This is a genomic window from Marinobacter iranensis (genome assembly GCF_029207565.1).
GTDB lineage: Bacteria > Pseudomonadota > Gammaproteobacteria > Pseudomonadales > Oleiphilaceae > Marinobacter > Marinobacter iranensis.
On record NZ_JANCMW010000014.1, the window covers coordinates 114,040 to 131,308 of the forward strand.

At 58.7% G+C, this 17,269-nt stretch carries 18 protein-coding genes; 11 read left to right on the top strand and 7 right to left on the bottom strand.

Translation table 11 applies throughout. From position 1 onward, the window contains the following. Position 1: 1 nt before the first annotated feature. The 7 genes from rlmB to alr all read left to right on the top strand — a co-directional run bounded on the left by rlmB (position 2) and on the right by alr (position 5,644). Positions 2-739 (top strand): 23S rRNA (guanosine(2251)-2'-O)-methyltransferase RlmB, encoded by a 738-nt coding sequence (rlmB, locus tag NLU14_RS18775; protein ID WP_275709443.1) that lies wholly within the window; start codon positions 2-4, stop codon positions 737-739. Positions 740-921: 182 nt separating this feature from the next. Next, positions 922-1,344, top strand: coding sequence for a 30S ribosomal protein S6 (rpsF, locus tag NLU14_RS18780; RefSeq protein ID WP_275709445.1), 423 nt, complete (start codon positions 922-924; stop codon positions 1,342-1,344). A gap of 29 nt (positions 1,345-1,373) precedes the next feature. Continuing rightward, positions 1,374-1,604 (top strand): 30S ribosomal protein S18, encoded by a 231-nt coding sequence (gene rpsR, locus NLU14_RS18785; RefSeq protein ID WP_114613426.1) that lies wholly within the window; start codon positions 1,374-1,376, stop codon positions 1,602-1,604. A 27-nt stretch (positions 1,605-1,631) separates the two neighbouring features. Beyond that, positions 1,632-2,498 (top strand): hypothetical protein, encoded by an 867-nt coding sequence (locus tag NLU14_RS18790; protein WP_275709447.1) that lies wholly within the window; start codon positions 1,632-1,634, stop codon positions 2,496-2,498. A 20-nt stretch (positions 2,499-2,518) separates the two neighbouring features. After that, positions 2,519-2,965, top strand: a complete 447-nt coding sequence (rplI, locus tag NLU14_RS18795; RefSeq protein ID WP_275709449.1) for a 50S ribosomal protein L9 — start codon at positions 2,519-2,521, stop codon at positions 2,963-2,965. Between the two features lie 184 nt (positions 2,966-3,149). After that, a complete protein-coding gene (dnaB, locus tag NLU14_RS18800; RefSeq protein ID WP_275709451.1) occupies positions 3,150-4,547 on the top strand; it encodes a replicative DNA helicase in 1,398 nt (465 codons plus the stop codon). Then, positions 4,547-5,644, top strand: coding sequence for an alanine racemase (alr, locus tag NLU14_RS18805; protein WP_275709453.1), 1,098 nt, complete (start codon positions 4,547-4,549; stop codon positions 5,642-5,644). Before dnaB ends, alr begins: the two co-directional genes overlap by 1 nt. A 2-nt stretch (positions 5,645-5,646) precedes the next feature. On the opposite strand, the gene NLU14_RS18810 is transcribed toward alr, so the two are convergent. Then, positions 5,647-6,006 carry a hypothetical protein gene (locus tag NLU14_RS18810; RefSeq protein ID WP_275709455.1) on the bottom strand — a complete coding sequence of 120 codons (360 nt, stop codon included), beginning with the start codon at positions 6,004-6,006 and terminating at the stop codon, positions 5,647-5,649. Between the two features lie 250 nt (positions 6,007-6,256). On the opposite strand from NLU14_RS18810, the gene NLU14_RS18815 reads away from it, so the two are divergent. Next, positions 6,257-7,135 (top strand): sugar nucleotide-binding protein, encoded by an 879-nt coding sequence (locus NLU14_RS18815; RefSeq protein ID WP_275709457.1) that lies wholly within the window; start codon positions 6,257-6,259, stop codon positions 7,133-7,135. Between the two features lie 23 nt (positions 7,136-7,158). Here NLU14_RS18815 and fabB read toward each other — a convergent pair whose 3' ends face one another. Then, positions 7,159-8,367 carry a beta-ketoacyl-ACP synthase I gene (gene fabB, locus NLU14_RS18820; RefSeq protein WP_275709459.1) on the bottom strand — a complete coding sequence of 403 codons (1,209 nt, stop codon included), beginning with the start codon at positions 8,365-8,367 and terminating at the stop codon, positions 7,159-7,161. 221 nt (positions 8,368-8,588) lie between these two features. Here fabB and NLU14_RS18825 point away from each other — a divergent pair, with 221 nt between their 5' ends. Then, positions 8,589-9,110: an Mpo1 family 2-hydroxy fatty acid dioxygenase gene (locus NLU14_RS18825; RefSeq protein ID WP_275709461.1), complete on the top strand. Its 522-nt coding sequence runs from the start codon at positions 8,589-8,591 to the stop codon at positions 9,108-9,110. A 54-nt stretch (positions 9,111-9,164) separates the two neighbouring features. Further along, a complete protein-coding gene (locus tag NLU14_RS18830; RefSeq protein ID WP_275709463.1) occupies positions 9,165-9,959 on the top strand; it encodes a helix-turn-helix transcriptional regulator in 795 nt (264 codons plus the stop codon). 8 nt (positions 9,960-9,967) lie between these two features. Here NLU14_RS18830 and ylqF read toward each other — a convergent pair whose 3' ends face one another. Then, positions 9,968-10,855 (bottom strand): ribosome biogenesis GTPase YlqF, encoded by an 888-nt coding sequence (ylqF, locus tag NLU14_RS18835; protein ID WP_275709465.1) that lies wholly within the window; start codon positions 10,853-10,855, stop codon positions 9,968-9,970. A gap of 219 nt (positions 10,856-11,074) precedes the next feature. Here ylqF and NLU14_RS18840 point away from each other — a divergent pair, with 219 nt between their 5' ends. Next, entirely contained in the window at positions 11,075-11,524 is a 450-nt protein-coding gene (locus NLU14_RS18840) for a Spy/CpxP family protein refolding chaperone (RefSeq protein WP_275709467.1), read from the top strand. 412 nt (positions 11,525-11,936) lie between these two features. Here NLU14_RS18840 and NLU14_RS18845 read toward each other — a convergent pair whose 3' ends face one another. The 4 genes from NLU14_RS18845 to NLU14_RS18860 form a co-directional block, all read right to left on the bottom strand. After that, positions 11,937-14,423 (bottom strand): efflux RND transporter permease subunit, encoded by a 2,487-nt coding sequence (locus tag NLU14_RS18845; protein WP_275709469.1) that lies wholly within the window; start codon positions 14,421-14,423, stop codon positions 11,937-11,939. A gap of 110 nt (positions 14,424-14,533) precedes the next feature. After that, a complete protein-coding gene (gene lipA / locus NLU14_RS18850; RefSeq protein ID WP_275709471.1) occupies positions 14,534-15,580 on the bottom strand; it encodes a lipoyl synthase in 1,047 nt (348 codons plus the stop codon). 138 nt (positions 15,581-15,718) lie between these two features. Next, positions 15,719-16,996: an O-acetylhomoserine aminocarboxypropyltransferase/cysteine synthase family protein gene (locus NLU14_RS18855; protein WP_275709473.1), complete on the bottom strand. Its 1,278-nt coding sequence runs from the start codon at positions 16,994-16,996 to the stop codon at positions 15,719-15,721. A 92-nt stretch (positions 16,997-17,088) separates the two neighbouring features. Beyond that, positions 17,089-17,269, bottom strand: a 181-nt coding sequence (locus NLU14_RS18860; protein WP_275709475.1) for a hypothetical protein, incomplete at its 5' end; no start/stop codon positions are given.

Below are 17,269 nucleotides of genomic sequence, written 5' to 3' on the forward strand. Positions count from 1 at the left end.
CGTGTCTGAAGAGTTTATTTTTGGCTGGCATGCGGTTGAAGCGGTTCTCAAGCGTGAGCCGGAGCGTTTGCAGCAGGTATGGATCCAGACCGGCCGGGAAGATCGCCGCGTCAAAACCGTCACCGATGCACTGAATGATCTCGGGGTGCCCTGGAAAGTGGTGCACCGAAAAGAGCTGGATCAGCGGGTTTCCGGGGTTCACCAGGGCGTTGTGGCGGCGGTGTCTGAAAGCCGCGAGTGGAGCGAGGATGATCTCCTGGCGATGCTTGCCGGCTCCGGAAAACCGCCGTTCCTGCTGATTCTGGACGGTGTCACTGACCCCCATAATCTGGGGGCCTGCCTGCGGACCGCCGATGCAGTCGGTGTTCAGGCGGTGGTGGTGCCGAAGGACAAATCCGCTTCGTTGTCACCTACGGTGCGCAAGGTCGCCTGCGGGGCTGCGGAAACCGTACCACTGGTGCGGGTGACCAATCTTGCCCGGTTCATGCGGACCATACAGAACGATGGCGTCTGGCTTATCGGTACTGCTGGTGAGGCAGAAAGCACCGTTTATCAGGCTGATTTTACTGGCCCCGTAGCGCTGGTAATGGGGGCTGAAGGCAAGGGCATGCGGCGGCTGACCCGCGAACATTGCGACCTACTGATCAATATACCCATGCTCGGCCACGTGGACAGCCTCAACGTTTCGGTGGCCACCGGCGTCTGCCTTTACGAAGCCTTGCGTCAGCGGCTTGCATAGTACCCTCCACACGCCTAGAATACGTGACCCCCTTTCTCAGGGGGCGGTGCTGTATTGCCTGAAATCGGGGCAGTTCGCATCAAGAAGCCGGCAGCTTTGTCTGCCACCTCCTTGCTTCCTGCATTGGCCCAGTCTTTTATCTGTGCGTTTGCTGGGGGCTGTTTAAACCGTAGGGAGAACTCATGCGTCACTACGAAATCGTATTTATGGTACACCCGGATCAGAGCGAGCAGGTGCCCGCGATGATCGAGCGTTATACCGGTGTCATCAATGAAGATGGCGGCAAGGTACATCGCCTGGAAGATTGGGGCCGTCGTCACCTGGCTTACCCGATCAACAAGATTCACAAGGCTCACTACGTACTGATGAACGTTGAATGTTCACAGACCGCGATGGACGAGCTGACTCACAACTTCCGTTTCAACGATGCCATCATCCGCGACATGATCCTGCGCCGCGATGGTGCTGATACGGACCTGTCCCCGATGAAAGCTTCCGAGTCCCGTGAAGACCGTCGTGGCGGTGATGATCGCCCGCGTCGTTCAGCCGAATCTGACGAGCCACGTCAGCAGGCTGAAACCGAAACCCAGGACGAAGAAGAGTAAAACCATCACCGGAGTTGAGGAGTTAAGTTATGGCTCGTTTTTTCAGACGTCGTAAGTTCTGCCGCTTCACGGCAGAAGGTGTTAAAGAGATCGATTACAAGGATCTGGACACCCTGAAAGGTTATGTCACTGAGACCGGCAAAATCGTGCCCAGCCGTATCACCGGCACCAAGGCACGCTATCAGCGTCAGCTGGCTACCGCTATCAAGCGTGCCCGCTACCTGGCACTGCTGCCGTATTCGGACAGCCACGATAACTAAGTAACAGAATAGACAGGACCCGGGACCATGCGTGCACTGGCACAGTTTGTAATGCGCGGTCCTCTGCAGGCAGGCGGGGTGGCGGCAGTTGCGACTGCAATACCCCTGTTGTTCTGGATTGGTGCAGCGGTTATCGGCCTGGTCATTCTCAGGCTGGGCATCAGCCAGGGGCTGAATATCGGCCTCTGGGCATTGCTTCCGGCACTCGGCTGGAGCTGGTTCGGGCAGGACCCGACAGCACTGGTGGCGCTGCTGCAGGTAATGCTGATGGCATCAATACTGCGAACAACCCTGTCGTGGGAGAAAGCGCTGCTGGCGGGCAGTTTCCTGGGTATTGTGACAGGCATGATGCTGCCCCTGTTGTATCCGGATCTGTTGAACGATCTGGTGCAGACCGGGGTGAGGTTTTACGAAGAGTACAACGCCGAAGTGGCCAGCAGTCTTGGCGACAGGCTGGAAACAGTCATTCGGCAGACCATGAATGCGAGCATGGCCGGCACTTACCTGGTAATCGGGGTGTGCATGACCATGCTGGCAAGATCCTGGCAGGCCGGATTATACAATCCGGGCGGATTCCGGGCCGAGTTCCACTCGCTCCGGTTGTCACCGGCAATCGCGATTATTTGTGTGATTACCATGGTGGCAGGGCCCGTTCTCGGGCTGAATTCCATGCTGCTGGGCTGGGCCGGAGGGTTGCCGCTGTTTGTGGCGGGGCTGGCCCTGGTTCATGGCGTTGTCGGTCGTAAAAATCTGAGTGGTCAGTGGCTGGTGATGTTTTACCTGGCACTGGTGCTGCTTGGGCCAAGCCTGATGATTCTGTTGGTAGTTCTGGCTTTTGTGGATAGCTGGCTGGATATCCGGAGACGAATAAAGCCCTCCGGCCCGGCTGAATAAAGCACGAAGAGGTTAACGAGATGGAAGTTATTCTGCTCGAAAAAGTAGCAAACCTTGGTTCACTGGGTGACAAGGTCAAGGTAAAGGCCGGTTACGGTCGTAATTTTCTGCTGCCTTATGGCAAGGCTGTTGCGGCAACCGCCGACAACCTGAAGGCCTTCGAAGAGCGCCGTGCGGAGCTGGAGAAAGTGGCGGCTGAGAAGCTGTCTGCTGCCAAGGCTCGTGGCGAGACTCTGGAAGGTGCTTCTGTCACCATCACCTCCAAGGCTGGTGAAGAAGGCAAGCTGTTCGGTTCTATCGGTGTGCGTGATATCGCTGATGCGATTACCGCTGCCGGTACCGAAGTAGAGAAAAGTGAAGTTCGTCTGCCGGAAGGCCCGATCCGTGTGGTCGGCGAGTATGAGATCGAGCTTCAACTGCACTCCGACGTGACTGTTGCGATTAACCTGGCTGTTGTTGCAGAGTAAATTGCAGGTCAAGCGGTAGCGCCGGGTTTCGGCCCGGCGGCAAAAATACAGGCCCGGAATTCACATTGGTGGATTCCGGGCCTGTTGCTTTCTGGTGTATGATTTGTGTTTTCCGTAGCTCTCCCATCGCATCGACAATCCCCGTAAACTGTTTCGGATGTGATGCCCTGATGAAGATGTTTCCATGGCCAACCCGAATTTCAAACCGGTAAACAGCGACCCCGAAACCAGCCGAATCAAGGTTCCGCCTCATTCCGTTGAGGCAGAGCAGGCGGTTCTTGGTGGCCTGATGCTGGACAACCGCCGATTTGATGAGATCTCGGAGATCATTTCCGCGGCCGATTTTTACCGCCAGGATCACCGGCTGATTTTCGGTGCCGCCGAGCGTCTTGCCGGCGAAAGCGAGCCACTGGACGTGGTGACGCTGACGGAGTTTCTGGAGCGGGCCGGTGATATCGAGGACGCCGGAGGCCTGTCGTACCTGGCGGAACTGGCCGAAAAAACACCGGGTGCCGCCAATATTCGCGCCTATGCCGAGATTGTTCGGGAGCGCTCGATCCTGCGGCAACTGGTGCAGGTCTCCGGGCAAATATCCGATTCCGCCTTTAATCCGCAGGGCCGGAACAGTAACGAGATCCTGGACGAGGCCGAACGTAACGTTTTCCAGATTGCCGAATCCCGGGTGAAGGAGGGTTCCGGCCCGCAGACCATCAACCCGATCCTCACCAAGGCCCTCAGCCGCATCGAGGAACTGTTCGAATCCGGTGAGACCACAACGGGCCTGACCACCGGCTTCAAGGACCTGGACGAGTGGACGTCGGGGATGCAGCCGGCGGACCTGCTGATTGTGGCGGGTCGCCCCTCCATGGGTAAGACCACCTTCGCCATGAACATCGTCGAGAACGCCCTGATCAGTACCAGTACGCCGATCCTGGTGTTCAGCATGGAGATGCCGGCGGACGCACTGGTGATGCGTATGCTGTCATCCCTGGGGCGGATCGACCAGAGCCGGATTCGCAGCGGCAGGCTGGAAGAGGACGACTGGCCCAGGCTGACCTCCGCCGTCAGCCTGCTGAAAGACAAACCGCTCTACATTGATGACACGCCGGGCCTTAGCCCGACGGAAATGCGGTCACGGGCCCGGCGTATCGCCCGTGAGAATAATGGCCAGCTTGGCCTGATCATGGTCGACTACCTGCAGCTGATGCGGGTGCCCGGCAACACTGAAGGCCGTACCGCCGAGATTTCCGAGATTTCCCGCTCCCTGAAAGGCATCGCCAAGGAACTTAGCTGCCCTGTGGTGGCACTCTCTCAGCTTAACCGAAGCCTTGAGCAGCGCCCCAACAAGCGCCCGGTGAACTCGGACCTGCGGGAATCCGGCGCCATTGAGCAGGACGCGGACGTGATCATGTTCGTGTACCGCGACGAGGTCTACAACGAAGACACCTCCGACAAGGGCATTGCCGAAATCATTATCGGCAAGCAGCGGAATGGTCCTATCGGTACCGTTCGCCTTGCCTTTATCGGCAAGTACACCAAGTTTGAGGACCTGGCCCACGGCGATTACGGTGGGGATTATTGATGCCACGAAAGACCGTTGCCCGCATTGATACCAGCGCGCTTCGCCACAACTACCGTCTCGCCTGCAGGCTGGCCAGCCCGGCCCGCGCAATGGCGGTCATCAAGGCGGATGGCTATGGCCACGGCATTCGCAGGGTTGCACAGGCGCTGGCGGATGAAGCACCGAAATTCGCCGTTGCCTGCATAGAGGAGGCCCTGGCTATCCGCGAGGCCGGTATCGATCATCCGGTGGTGTTGTTGCAGGGGGTGCACGGTGCCGGTGATGTCGCCACCTGTGCCCGTGAAGGGTTTGAAGTGGTGGTCCATAGCGACTACCAGTTGGACTGGTTGGAGCAGGCGCCGGAGAGGCCGGCACTCTGGCTGAAGGTGAATACCGGCATGAACCGCCTGGGTTTTGCGCCGGCGGTGTTGGGCGATGTGATGGCCCGGCTGAAAGCCGGCGGGGCTGCGGATCAGGTGGTTGGGTTTGTAACCCACTTTGCCTGTGCGGATGACACGACCTGCGGCTCTACCGATGAGCAGACTCGGGTGTTCACCGAGGCCGTTGTCGACTGGCCCGCGCTTGAAAAAAGCGCTGGTAATTCCGCCGCCCATTTTCTCCCGGGCCAGCCACTGTTTGACTGGAGCCGCCCAGGGATCATGCTTTACGGTGCGTCACCGATGATAGGAAAGACCGGTCCGGAACTGGGCCTGAAACCGGTGATGACACTGGAAGCCCCGTTGACAGCGGTGCGGGTGCTCAAACCCGGGGAATCCGTGGGTTATGGTTATACCTGGACGGCGGAACAGAAAACACGGATGGGAATCGTGGCTATCGGTTACGGCGACGGTTACCCGCGCCACGCCGGCACAGACACGCCGGCCTGGGTAGCCGGTAACCATATACGCCTGATCGGCCGGGTATCCATGGATATGCTGGCAGTCGACCTGACGGACGCTCCAGATGCCCGTCCAGGTGATACCGTGGAGCTTTGGGGCCGCCACGTCAGTGTGGATGACGTGGCACGACACGCCGGTACCATTGCCTATGAGCTGCTCACAGGCATCACAGTCCGGGTGCCCAGGCTGTATGAGGATCCGGGCAGCAGCGCGGGGTAGATTCAGGAAGCGCTTTCCGGCTCGTGGATGATTTCCTCGATGAAGTCCAGAATCGAGGCCAGGCTACGATCATCCAGCTTCTTCAATACCTTGTGGACCACCATCTTGCTGCCCTTGAGCATGCTGCCGATGCCCATTCTGGCCATGCCCATCATCATGCTACTGGCGTTCAGCCGGCGCAGGGGTTCCAGGAAGAAGAAATCCAGGCCGTTGTCGGTCATCTCGACGATCAGCTCAAACAGCTTGTCGATGGCTTCCTTGTCAGCTTTCCCCCGCTCGCGGAGTTCGTTGACGGTGTAAAGCGCGCGGGTGCGAAGCTCATCCGGGATTGGTGCAACGATGTGGCTTTGTTGTTTCAGCATGTAAGGTCCTGTGTTGTATGCTCGTCAGGTCTGCTCAGTTCTCCGACACGTATTCTATTGAATGGGCCCGGTGTGCCATTGGCTTTAGCGGTGTCGCATATCCGTCATATCAGTGATATCCCAGGGATGCGTTCCAACAACCGGCCCGAACGATTACAGTGTGGATAACGATAGACATCAGCATACAGACATAATGGCATCGGTATTGTTAATCCGTTGCGAAGTCAGAAACTGGAGGCGGTGAGCGCTCGTGCACGTTCTTGTTGTTCATGATTATGGCCCGCTGGGGCGAGTATTGCTGGAGCGCCTGAGGAATACGTCGCTTCACGTCAGCCCGTTGCTGATCAGTGAGCTGGAAACAGCGGATCTATCGGCGCTGGAGGGTTGGGTTCCCCCCGACACAGACCTGATCGTGAACGCGTTGTGGCTGGCCGACCCGGAGATTGCGGAAAATAATCCGGAGTCGGTCCATAAGGCCTCTTTTTCCCTGCCAGTGGCGCTGGCTGAATATGCCTGCGAGCGGAATATGGCGCTGTTGCAGTTATCTTCCTGCTACGTGTTCGATGGCCGCAAGCAGAGCGCCTACATTGCCTCCAACCCCGGCCAGCCCTGCAATGAGCTCGGTAACTGGCAATGGGAGTGTGAGCAGGCGCTGAGAACACTGCTGCCAAGGCACCTCATCCTGAGAACAGGCTGGAGCCTGGGGCGTTTTATTCGCAAGGTGCAGTCGGTGGCCGCCGGGTCCGATACCATTAAATTGCCCGGGAAATGCCATGGTCAGCCGGTAACCGTCAGTGATCTGGCGAGGGTGATTACCGCCATTGTCCAGCAGATTGATTGCGGTGCGGAAGTCTGGGGAACCTATCAGTATGCCGGTGCGGAAGATATTTCACTGTATGAGCTGGGGCTGGCGATAACCGGGCTCAGTGGTATTCCCGGCGGTATCAGGGTCGTGGATGAAATGCCCGCCTGGGCAAAGCTGGAACCTGCCAACGCCACTATGATCTGCACCAAGATTCGCAATACCTTTGGGGTCAAGCAGCTACCCTGGCGTTCCGGCCTGGCGGAGGAACTGGAGTTGTTGTCCCTGAACGGCGGCAAAGAGCTGACGGACGAACCGGCGAGCTGATCGCCGGGTTGTGTTGGGATGTGTCAGACTTTCCCGAAGATCAGGGAGGCGTTGGTACCACCGAACCCGAAGCTGTTGGACATCACCGTATTGAGATCTGCTGGTTTGGAGTCCGGCCCCACAACGGGCATGCCGGCGATGGTCTCGTCCAGGTTCGCCAGGTTTTTCGTGCCCGCGATAAACCCGTTCTGCAGCATGATCAGTGAATAGATGGCTTCGTGAACCCCGGATGCCCCCAGCGAGTGGCCAGACAGGGATTTGGTGGAGGAAATCTGCGGTGTCTTATCGCCAAAGACGTTCCGTACCGCCTTCATTTCCGCCACATCACCCACGGGCGTGCTGGTGCCATGGGCATTGATGTAGTCCACCGGTGCTTCTACCGTGGCCAGCGCCTGCTTCATGCACCGCATGGCGCCTTCGCCGGAGGGAGCCACCATATCATGTCCGTCGGACGTGGCGCCGTAGCCAATCAGTTCGGCAATGATGGGTGCACCACGCTTGAGGGCGTGCTCCAGCTCTTCCACAACCACCATGCCACCGCCACCGGCGATCACAAAGCCGTCACGGCCGGTGTCGAAAGGCCGGGAAGCCGTTTCCGGAGCATCGTTGTACTTGGTGGACAGGGCGCCCATGGCGTCAAACAGCATGGTCAGGCTCCAGTCCTCTTCCTCGCCGCCACCGGCGAATACAATGTCCTGCTTGCCGGACTGGATCTGTTCCGCAGCGTGGCCGATGCAGTGGGCGCTGGTAGCGCAGGCTGATGACATGGAGTAGTTCACACCGCGAATCTTGAACGCCGTGGCCAGGCAGGCAGACACGGTGCTGGTCATGATCCGGGGTACCATGTAGGGCCCGATGCGCTTCACGCCTTTCTCGCGCATGATGTCCACCGCTTCCACCTGACTGGCACTGGAGGCGCCCCCGGAACCGGCAATCAGCCCGGTACGGTCGTTGGATACCATCTCGTCTGTGAGTTTGGAAGAGGCGATGGCCTGTTCCATGGCGAGGAAGCTGTACATCGCAGACTGGCCCATGAAGCGCCGGGTCTTGCGGTCGATGACCGAGGTGTCCACGTCAACGGATCCCGCAACCTGGCTGCGAAAGCCCATGTCCCGATAGGTCTCGTTGAACCGGATACCGGATTTGCCCATCTTGAGGCTTTCCAGCACCGCATCCGTGGAGTTGCCCAGGCAGGAAACAATGCCCATGCCGGTAACTACAACCCGTCTCATATCTTCCTCCTTAACAAGGCCTGCACCGAAAACCGGGCAGATCCTTTTTATCTTTGACTATACCAACAGTCTAGGCGTTTTGGCGCCGTTGCGATATTTGACCTTGGTAAGGTGCGATGGCGGAGGCTGGATAAAGGTGGAAATAGCCGTTACGTACAAGGCCGCTGTCGTGGTTGTTGGTAAGATGATATTTATCAACAATAACTCCAGGGAGATACACAGTGCGTTCATTGTCACAGTTTCTGCACGACTACGGCGACAGCCACCAGAACCCGGTTAACCAATGGGTTCATATCGTTTGTGTTCCGGCCATACTGATTTCCACGCTGGGGCTGTTATGGCTGATTCCCGTGGGCGACTGGCTCGGCCTGTCCGGTTCCTCTGCCTATTGGATTAACGGCGCAACGATCCTCGCGGCGTTGTCCGGTATCGTCTACCTGCGGCTGTCCCTTGGAGTGTTTGTGTTGATGGCCGGCTGGTTTGCCTTGTCGGCGTGGATTATTCAAATCGTGCAGGCCAGTGGCCTGTCGTTGTTCTGGACCAGTCTCGTGGTCTGGGTCCTGGCCTGGGCGGTCCAGGTGGTCGGGCATAAAATCGAGGGCAAGAAGCCATCGTTTGTGGAAGACCTGGTTTTCCTGCTGATCGGGCCGATCTTCGTCAGCATCGAATTCGCAGCCAAACTGGGCATACCGGTGCCCCACGCCCAGGGCAGCCACCACGACGGACAGCCGCAGGGTCACTGAACAGTGCCAGCTTGAGGTATGCTTGCAGGTGAATCCTGAACCGGGTGGAACACCATGCAGGCAGAGTCCTCCGCGAATCAATCCAGTGACCAGGGCCACAAGGGCACCCTGTTTTTGTGGCCGGACCACTGGCAGGTTCTGGGGCGTTTGATGCCCAACCGGCCCCATCGCCACATCAGTGCCTCCTTGCTGATCGGTGTAGACGGTCCTTTCCGGATTTGCGTGGACGCGATCTGGCGGGAGACCCGTGCTGCCATCGTGGCTCCCGATGTCTCCCAGGCCCTGGACCCGGGCAACACCAGGCTCTGGGGCGTTCAACTGGACCCGGACAGCATTCACTGGCGATCCCTGAAATCCCTCACTGCCGGCAAGGCCTCCGCGGACCTGTCATTGTCCGGCCTGGAGTTGCCGGGTTCCGGGGAACACCGCTGTGGTGCCATGGCTCAGTCGCTGGCAAATGTGATTGCCCACAGCGGACATGCGCCTGTCGAACTGGACGACCGCATTGCCACCGTCTGCAGGCTGCTGCGGGAAGAATTGCCGGAACGGCTGGAACTGACCTCCCTGGCGCAGAGAGTTGAGCTGTCGTCGTCCCGGCTTACCCATCTGTTCCGTCAGCAAACCGGGGTGCCTTTGCGACGGTTTTTGCTACACCTGAAGATGAACCGTGCGCTGGCATTCTGGGAGCCGGGTAAATCGGTGTCCCGCCTGGCGACAGAGGCGGGGTTCTACGACCAGCCCCACCTGGTGCGCACGGCGCGTGACATGTTTGATGCGTTGCCGTCAGCGTATGTAACGGCGGGATGGTTCCGGGTATGCCGTTGTGGCCTGGCGGAGGACCCAGGTTAGTCGGCCGATCAGGACTTCTCGGCTTTCTCCCGCTGGCGTTCCGCTTCTTCCCGGGTTTCCCTCTCCACCATGGCGGGGGTTTCCAGGGAAATACGCCCCAGCTTGCCGGAGCGGAATTCATTGAGCAGTATCTCCGACACCTTGTGCAGGTCTGGCACACCGCCGCGGCCGAGGAATCGTCGCTTCAGAGCAATGCCGTCCATCAGTGCCAGCCCGTCCCGTGGCTTTTCCTCAAACCCGTAGCGCGCCATCACCAGCTCTGGATAGGCCTCCAGCAGATAGTCCGCCTCGAACATGGCCACGTCCTCGAACTCGATCACCGCACTGCGAATGGCGCCGCTGATGGCCAGGCGATAACCACAGGCTTCCGGCGACAGCTTGGGCCAGAGAAAACCGGGAGTGTCATACAGCAACACATTGTCCGGCAGCTTTATGGCCTGTTGTGCCCGGGTCACCGCCGGCTCGTTTCCGGTCTTGGCCGCCGGGCGGCCAGCCATGGTGTTGATCAGGGTGGATTTGCCGACATTGGGAATCCCCAGGATCATCACTCGCAGCGCCCGCTTCTGGCGATCATGGCCCGGCGTCATCTCACCGGCCAGACGCAGGATATCGAGGGCCTCCGCTCGCTGGTTGTGGGTCATGGTGATGGCGCGCACACCGCGCTCCTTCTCCAGCCACGCAAGCCATTGTTCGGTAATGGCCGGATCGGCAAGGTCGCGCTTGTTGAGCACCTTGATAACTGGCGTATCGCCCCGCAGGGAAGGCACCAGCGGATTCTCACTGCTGAACGGCAGGCGCGCATCCACGACCTCGATAATGAGATCCATCTGGGGCATTACCTGTTTGATCTCCTTGCGGGCCTTGTGCATATGCCCTGGAAACCAGTTAATGGCCATGTTTGATACTCCGGAAATGGCTGAACGGCGCCATTATGGACGGGAATGACTAAATTTTCACATTTCTCTCAACCCGCCAGTGGCGGGAGCTGTGGGTTTCGGGGGTGTGAAGTGTGTACAAAAAGAGGGGGGTTCGGGGTGAAATACCCGGTTGTTTTGTTTTAGGGTGTAGGGCTCGAAAACCGAAAGCGACTCAAAAATCGATTAGTGGAGATATCTATGAAGCTCGTGAAACTGTTCGGAATTGCCCTGATTGCACTCGGGCTGTCCTCTCCGGCGATGGCGCAGCAATCTGGCGGGCAGCCGGACCAGGTTGATCAGCTGGCGCAGATGGTTGGCCTGAGTGAAGATCAGCAGAAAGAAATCCGCGGCATCATTGAGGAGATGCAGGCTGAGATTCAGGAGCTTCAGGGTGAAGCCCGGCAACTGCAGCAGAAAATCCAGGCCCAGATCAAGCCGGATTACGACGAAGACGTGATTCGCGAAAACGCGGAGAAGCTTGGTGATGTGACTGGTGAGATGACAGCGTTGTCTACCCTGATGCAGGCCAAGGTGGATGCGGTGTTCACTGAAGAGCAGCGCGATGAGCTGAACAAGCGTATGCAGCAAATGCAGCAGCAGATGCAACAGCGTCGCCAGATGCAGCAGCAACCGCAGGGTATGCAGTAATTATCTGCTCTTCGGGTTAACGCCCGGAGCCTGAAAAACCGCCTTTGCCTCTGGCTTGGGCGGTTTTTTCGTTTGTAGCCTGCGATTTCGTGCTTTGCCATTGCGCGGAGGGGGCTTTCAGAAACACGCCCGTGAATACGTCCCTGTAGGGCTCGGTCGCGCCATCCCTGGCGCTCCACGGTTTCTGAAAGCCCCCTCCGCGCAATGGCATCTGAACGTTGGAATATCGCCTTTAGCATGCGATATCGCGAAATTTTGCAGGAGCGCCGGTGCCCTCTCTTCCCGGAATGTCTTCGGCCAGGGACGGCCGAAGTCAAGCGCACATGGATGTGCTCGTAGCGTTTCCGGGAAGGGAGGGCATCGGTGCGACTACCACCAAGATGTGAAGGCTAGGAGAGGGCAGCTCCATACGTCAGCCTCGAACACCGAACGGTTTAACAAGCACAATAAGCCGAGGCAACAACGTAAGCGCCCCAACCAACGCCATAAACATGGCAAAGCCGGTGAACAACCCGAAGTAGATGGTCGGGATGAAGTTCGACAGCACCAGAATCGAAAAGCCGGTAATGATCGTCAGCGAGGTAAAGAACATCGCCTGCCCGATACTGCGGTGGCAGCGGTGCATGGTGGCGATGTAGTCGCCGTCTTTCTCAAACTCCGTCTTGAAACGGTGGATGTAGTGAATGGTATCGTCCACCGCAATCCCCACGGTAATCGCCGCCACCGTAATCGTCATCATATCCAGCGGAATGCCCAGCCAGCCCATCAGGCCCAGAACCGAGCCCGCCGCGATCAGGTTTGGTGCCATGCCAATCAGCGCCAGCTTGATCGACCGGAACAGGATCAGGAACATCACCATAATGGCCAGGAACACCACCCCAATGGTCTTGATCTGGGAATCGAACAGGCTCTGCAGCATGTTGTTGTACATCACCGTCATGCCCGTCAGCTTTACCTGATCGTCCTCAAAGCCCATCTCCTCCGTTAGGTGAGTGCGAATGTTGTCCAGCAGTTCCTGGCGGCGCAGGTCCGGGGAAGTTTCCAGGATGCGGATGCTGAAGCGGGCCTGGTCGTGTTCCTCGCTGATGTAGGGGGTCAGAAGGATATCCTTCAGATCGTCCGGCACCGCCGAAGGCACGAAGGCCAGTTCCAGGGCGTTGAGGGGCTCGCCATCGTTAACCTGGGCCAGTATGTCCAGCGTGGTGCTGATGGACATTACCTTGCCGGTTTCCGGCAGGCTGTCCAGGTACTCGTGAACCTTTTCCAGGCGGTCCATCTTCTGGTAGGTAAACCATGTGTCCCGGTATTCTTCCGCGCCGTCGCAGTCCTCTACAAACGGGTCGCAGTCGCTGGCGAAAGGGTCGCCTCCGGCTTCGCTTTCCGGGGGCTGGTCGTCCGTGATCACCACATCCAATGGCGTGGTGCCCCCCAGGCGGTCGTCGATGGTGATCATGCCCTGGTGGATTTCAGTGCTGGACTTGAAGTAGTCGATGAAGCTGTTCTCCACCGTCAGGCGGTTCAGGCCAATCACACAGAGCACGGCAATGATGGCGGAACCTACCAGTACGGCTTTGCCATAGTGCTCGGTAAAGCGCGCGAACCAGTCGGTAAAGGGAACCCGGTTCGAACGCACCCGGTCGTCCACCGGTGGTGGCAGCAGCGCGAGCAGGGCCGGGAAGATGATGAAGGTGATCAGGAACGCCACGGTCAGGCCGATGGTCATCATCCAGCCGAAATCGATCACCGGGCGGATGCCGCTGAAGGTGAGCGAGCCGAAAGCAACAATGGTGGTGATGGCCATGTAGAAGCAGGGCTTGATCATGGCCAGCAGGGTGCGCCGAAGGGTGTCCCGTGATTCGGCCTCAGGGTCATCGTGCTGGAATTCCCGGTAGCGGACGATCAGGTGAATGGTCAGCGACAGGGTCATGATCAGCAGCAGCGACACGAAGTTGGACGAGATCACCGTGACCGGCCAGCGCGCCCAACTCAGGTAACCGATCATCAGCCACACCGTAAAGCCGCAGCACAACAGTGGCACCAGCACCCAGCGCCACTGGCGGAAGATAATCGCCAGGGTCAGCAACAGGAATATAAGCACGCCAATGCCGAAGGTGGACAGGTCGTTCTCGATAAAACGAATCATATCGGCAACGATCATCGGCACGCCGCCCAGGTAAATCTCCGCCTGGCCCCGGTAGTTGTCCAGGATGTGCCTTACCTGTTCGATGGTGCGGTCCCGCTCCTCGCCCTGGGCTTCGGTGAACTCGATGAATTCCCGGCTCACCGCTTCCAGTTGTTGCTCCTCCCCTGCCGAGGCTTCGCCGCTGTCCACTTTATCCCGCAGCTTGTTGCGTTTGCGCAACAGCTCAAAGTAGCGCTCCGGGGTGGGCAGGTTGACCTGTATCGCGGTGGTGCGCGCATCTTCGCTGATCAGCAGGTTGGGGTAGAGCGGATTGTTGAGAAGGGCCTTCCTGGCGGTGTCCGGGGCAACGTTGTCTTCGTCTATCGTCTTGATTTCGGAGTCCACGGTATCCAGGGTCAGGTTCGGGCTGTGGAGCAAGGGAACGTTAAGGATACTGTTGGTGGAGCTGACGTTCTCCAGCGCCGCCAGATCATCCCGTAGTGATCTCAGCAGTGCCAGGCCGTCGTCGCTGAACAGTTCATCATGGGGCGTAAAGGTGACCACCAGGAAGTCGTCGGAGGTGGTGAAGCGGCGGTTCACCTCCCGGTACTGCTCAAGGGAGCGGTCGTTTTCCAGCACCAGGGACTCGGCGGAAGCGTCCAGGCGGAACTGGTCCAGCCGCAGGCTGGCAATCACCAGCAGGGCGCCAAACAGCAGGAGTACCAGAACAGGATGGGGGAAAATCAGCCGGTCGTAGAAGGATCGAAGCCAGGACATCGTAAGAATTACCCTACACAGTGAAAGCGAGTGCAGAGTGTGCCACAAACTGTCAGTCGACGGTGATTCTGTTCGGCAATGCCCCTGGTGTCAGCAAAGGCATGGCCAAATTAGTCAACCGCTTTGACGGGGATTTGCTGAGCTTTGGAGGAAGCAGGTACTTCCGGCACGGCAAGACCAAGGTTGTTCTTTTCGAAGACGCGATCGGCGCGATAGCTGGAGCGCACCATGGGGCCCGAAGGCACTTCCATGAAGCCTTTTTCCAGGCCGATTTCGCGGTAGCGGTTGAAGGCTTCCGGCGTTACATACTCTTCTACCGGCAGGTGATTCTGGGTCGGGCGCAGGTACTGGCCCAGGGTCAGGATATCCACGCCGATGGCCCGCAGGTCGTCCATGGTTTGCAGGATTTCTTCCTCGGTTTCACCGAGGCCCAGCATCAGGCTGGTCTTGGTGAGCACGTCCGGGCGGTATTGCTTGGCGTGGGCCAGGACACTGAGGGTTTTTTCATAGCCGGCGCGCGGGTCCCGCACACGTGTGGTCAGCCGCTTGACGGTTTCCACGTTCTGGGCGAAAACATCCAGGCCGGAGTCCACTACTTTCTCAACGTGTTCCATCACCGCGTCAAAGTCCGGTGTCAGCGCTTCAACAGCCACGTGTGGTGTGCGTTGTTTGATGGCGGATACGCAGGCCGCGTAGTGGGCGGCACCGCCGTCATCCAGGTCGTCCCGGTCAACAGAGGTGAGCACGATGTAGCGCAGGCCCATGAGTTCCACGGATTTGGCGGTGTTTTCCGGCTCTTCGTGGTCCAGCCAGCCTTTGGGATTGCCGGTGTCGACGGCGCAGAAGCGACAGGCGCGGGTACACACGGAGCCCATCACCATAATGGTGGCGGTGCCATTGGCCCAGCATTCACCGATGTTGGGGCAGTGGGATTCCTGGCACACCGTGCTCAGGCGGTGTTCACTGACGTTCTTGCGAACCGCTTCGTAGCGCTCGCCACCGGGCATGCGCGCACGCAGCCAGGAGGGTTTGCGCTGGGTCTTGGTGTCGATAATGCCCGAGCCCGAGCGCTTGATGCCGTCCTTGATGGCAGAGAAGCCATGTTCATTGCGGAACTTGGAACCACTGGTGACGCGGGTTTTGGCGCTGTCGCTCATTACTACGGGACTCTCTATGGGGACTCTCTGTGGGACTCTACTGAGCTTAAAGGGTAATCCGCCGCAGCGGAGGATACAAGGCAGGTACGGACAATCACGGGGGTTCCGGGCACGACTTTCGTCGTACCCGGTTGCCCGTCAGGCCGTGGCCTTGTCCAGTGCCTGGCTGATATCGGCAATGATGTCATCCACGTGCTCAATGCCGATGGACAGCCGCACCAGGTCTTCGCTGACCCCTGCGCTTTTCAGCTCTTCCGGGTTGAGCTGCCGGTGAGTGGTTGTGGCCGGATGGCAGGCCAGGGACTTGGCGTCGCCGATGTTCACCAGGCGGTAAATCAGTTGCAGGGCATCGATAAACTTCGCGCCGTTCTCAAGGCCACCGGTGATGCCAAAGCTGAGGATACCGGAGGCGCGGCCACCACAGATCTTGTCGCAGGTGGCCTTGTAGGGGCTGTCGGCCAGGGCGGCGTAGTTGACCCACTCCACGGACGGGTGGTTCCGCAGGTAGTTGGCCACTTTTTCCGCATTCTCGCAGTGCCGCTCCATGCGCAGGCCAAGCGTCTCCAGGCCCTGCATGATCAGGAAAGCGTTGAATGGGGCCAGGGCGGCACCGGTGTTACGCAGCGGAACCACACGGCAACGGCCTATGAAGGCAGCTGCACCCAGCGCTTCGGTGTAAACCACGCCATGGTAGGACGGGTCCGGCTCATTGAGCATGGGGAACTTCGCCTTGTTGGCCACCCAGTCGAACTTCCCGGAATCCACCACAACACCGGCAACCGTGGTGCCGTGGCCGCCAATGTACTTGGTGAGTGAGTGAACCACGATATCCGCGCCGTGCTCGAAGGGGCGGCACAGGAACGGCGTTGCCACGGTGTTGTCGACGATCAGTGGAATGCCGTGCTTGTGGGCAATCTCCGCCCAGCGCCGGATGTCCACCACGTTGCCTGCGGGGTTGCCAATGGACTCGCAGAACAGCGCCCGGGTGTCGTCGTCGATGGACTTTTCCACGGCGTCGAAGTCATCGTGCCTTACCATACGGCACTCAATGCCCTGGTTCGGCAGCGAGTGGGCAAACAGGTTATAGGTGCCGCCATACAGCTGGCTGGTACTGACGATGTTATTACCCACCTTGCAGATGGTCTGCAGGGAATAGAGGGTGGCAGCCATGCCCGAGGCCACCGCAAGCGCACCCACACCGCCTTCAAGCTGCGCCATGCGCTCTTCCAGCACAGCGTTGGTGGGGTTCATGATGCGGGTGTAGATGTTGCCCTGCACCTTCAGGTCAAACAGATCGGCACCGTGCTGGGTGTCATCGAAGGTGTAGGAAGTGGTCTGGTAAATAGGCGTGGTGGCGGCGTTGGTGGTTGGGTCGCCGTTAAAGCCCGCGTGGAGGGCGAGGGTTTCCGGTTTCATGGTTGAGCATCCTTTATTAACAGGTTCTTCGTACTTTAATGGGGAAATGCTGATTTCATCTTTGAGGTTAAACCATCATGGACTCAACATTCCTATTTTGCTAATGTCCTTTCCGGTGAAGCTAATAGGGCGCCCGCAGGGAGCGGGGTTCCTGGCTTTTCGACACTAAATGGACTTAGTTTTCTAAGGATGGATTCATGCCCCAGGCAACCGGACTGCAGTTCACGGCCACCCTTGGCCAACTCCCCAAAGACCTGTTCGTGGTCGCCCGCT

Bases quoted from the DNA above. Each gene is read 5' to 3' on its own strand.
- alr (WP_275709453.1), top strand. From the start codon at position 4,547: ATGCCACGAAAGACCGTTGCCCGCATTGATACCAGCGCGCTTCGCCAC.
- NLU14_RS18845 (WP_275709469.1), bottom strand. From the start codon at position 14,423: ATGTCCTGGCTTCGATCCTTCTACGACCGGCTGATTTTCCCCCATCCT.
- NLU14_RS18830 (WP_275709463.1), top strand. From the start codon at position 9,165: ATGCAGGCAGAGTCCTCCGCGAATCAATCCAGTGACCAGGGCCACAAG.
- ylqF (WP_275709465.1), bottom strand. From the start codon at position 10,855: ATGGCCATTAACTGGTTTCCAGGGCATATGCACAAGGCCCGCAAGGAG.
- lipA (WP_275709471.1), bottom strand. From the start codon at position 15,580: ATGAGCGACAGCGCCAAAACCCGCGTCACCAGTGGTTCCAAGTTCCGC.
- rplI (WP_275709449.1), top strand. From the start codon at position 2,519: ATGGAAGTTATTCTGCTCGAAAAAGTAGCAAACCTTGGTTCACTGGGT.
- NLU14_RS18855 (WP_275709473.1), bottom strand. From the start codon at position 16,996: ATGAAACCGGAAACCCTCGCCCTCCACGCGGGCTTTAACGGCGACCCA.
- rpsR (WP_114613426.1), top strand. From the start codon at position 1,374: ATGGCTCGTTTTTTCAGACGTCGTAAGTTCTGCCGCTTCACGGCAGAA.
- dnaB (WP_275709451.1), top strand. From the start codon at position 3,150: ATGGCCAACCCGAATTTCAAACCGGTAAACAGCGACCCCGAAACCAGC.
- rpsF (WP_275709445.1), top strand. From the start codon at position 922: ATGCGTCACTACGAAATCGTATTTATGGTACACCCGGATCAGAGCGAG.
- NLU14_RS18810 (WP_275709455.1), bottom strand. From the start codon at position 6,006: ATGCTGAAACAACAAAGCCACATCGTTGCACCAATCCCGGATGAGCTT.
- NLU14_RS18790 (WP_275709447.1), top strand. From the start codon at position 1,632: ATGCGTGCACTGGCACAGTTTGTAATGCGCGGTCCTCTGCAGGCAGGC.
- fabB (WP_275709459.1), bottom strand. From the start codon at position 8,367: ATGAGACGGGTTGTAGTTACCGGCATGGGCATTGTTTCCTGCCTGGGC.
- NLU14_RS18840 (WP_275709467.1), top strand. From the start codon at position 11,075: ATGAAGCTCGTGAAACTGTTCGGAATTGCCCTGATTGCACTCGGGCTG.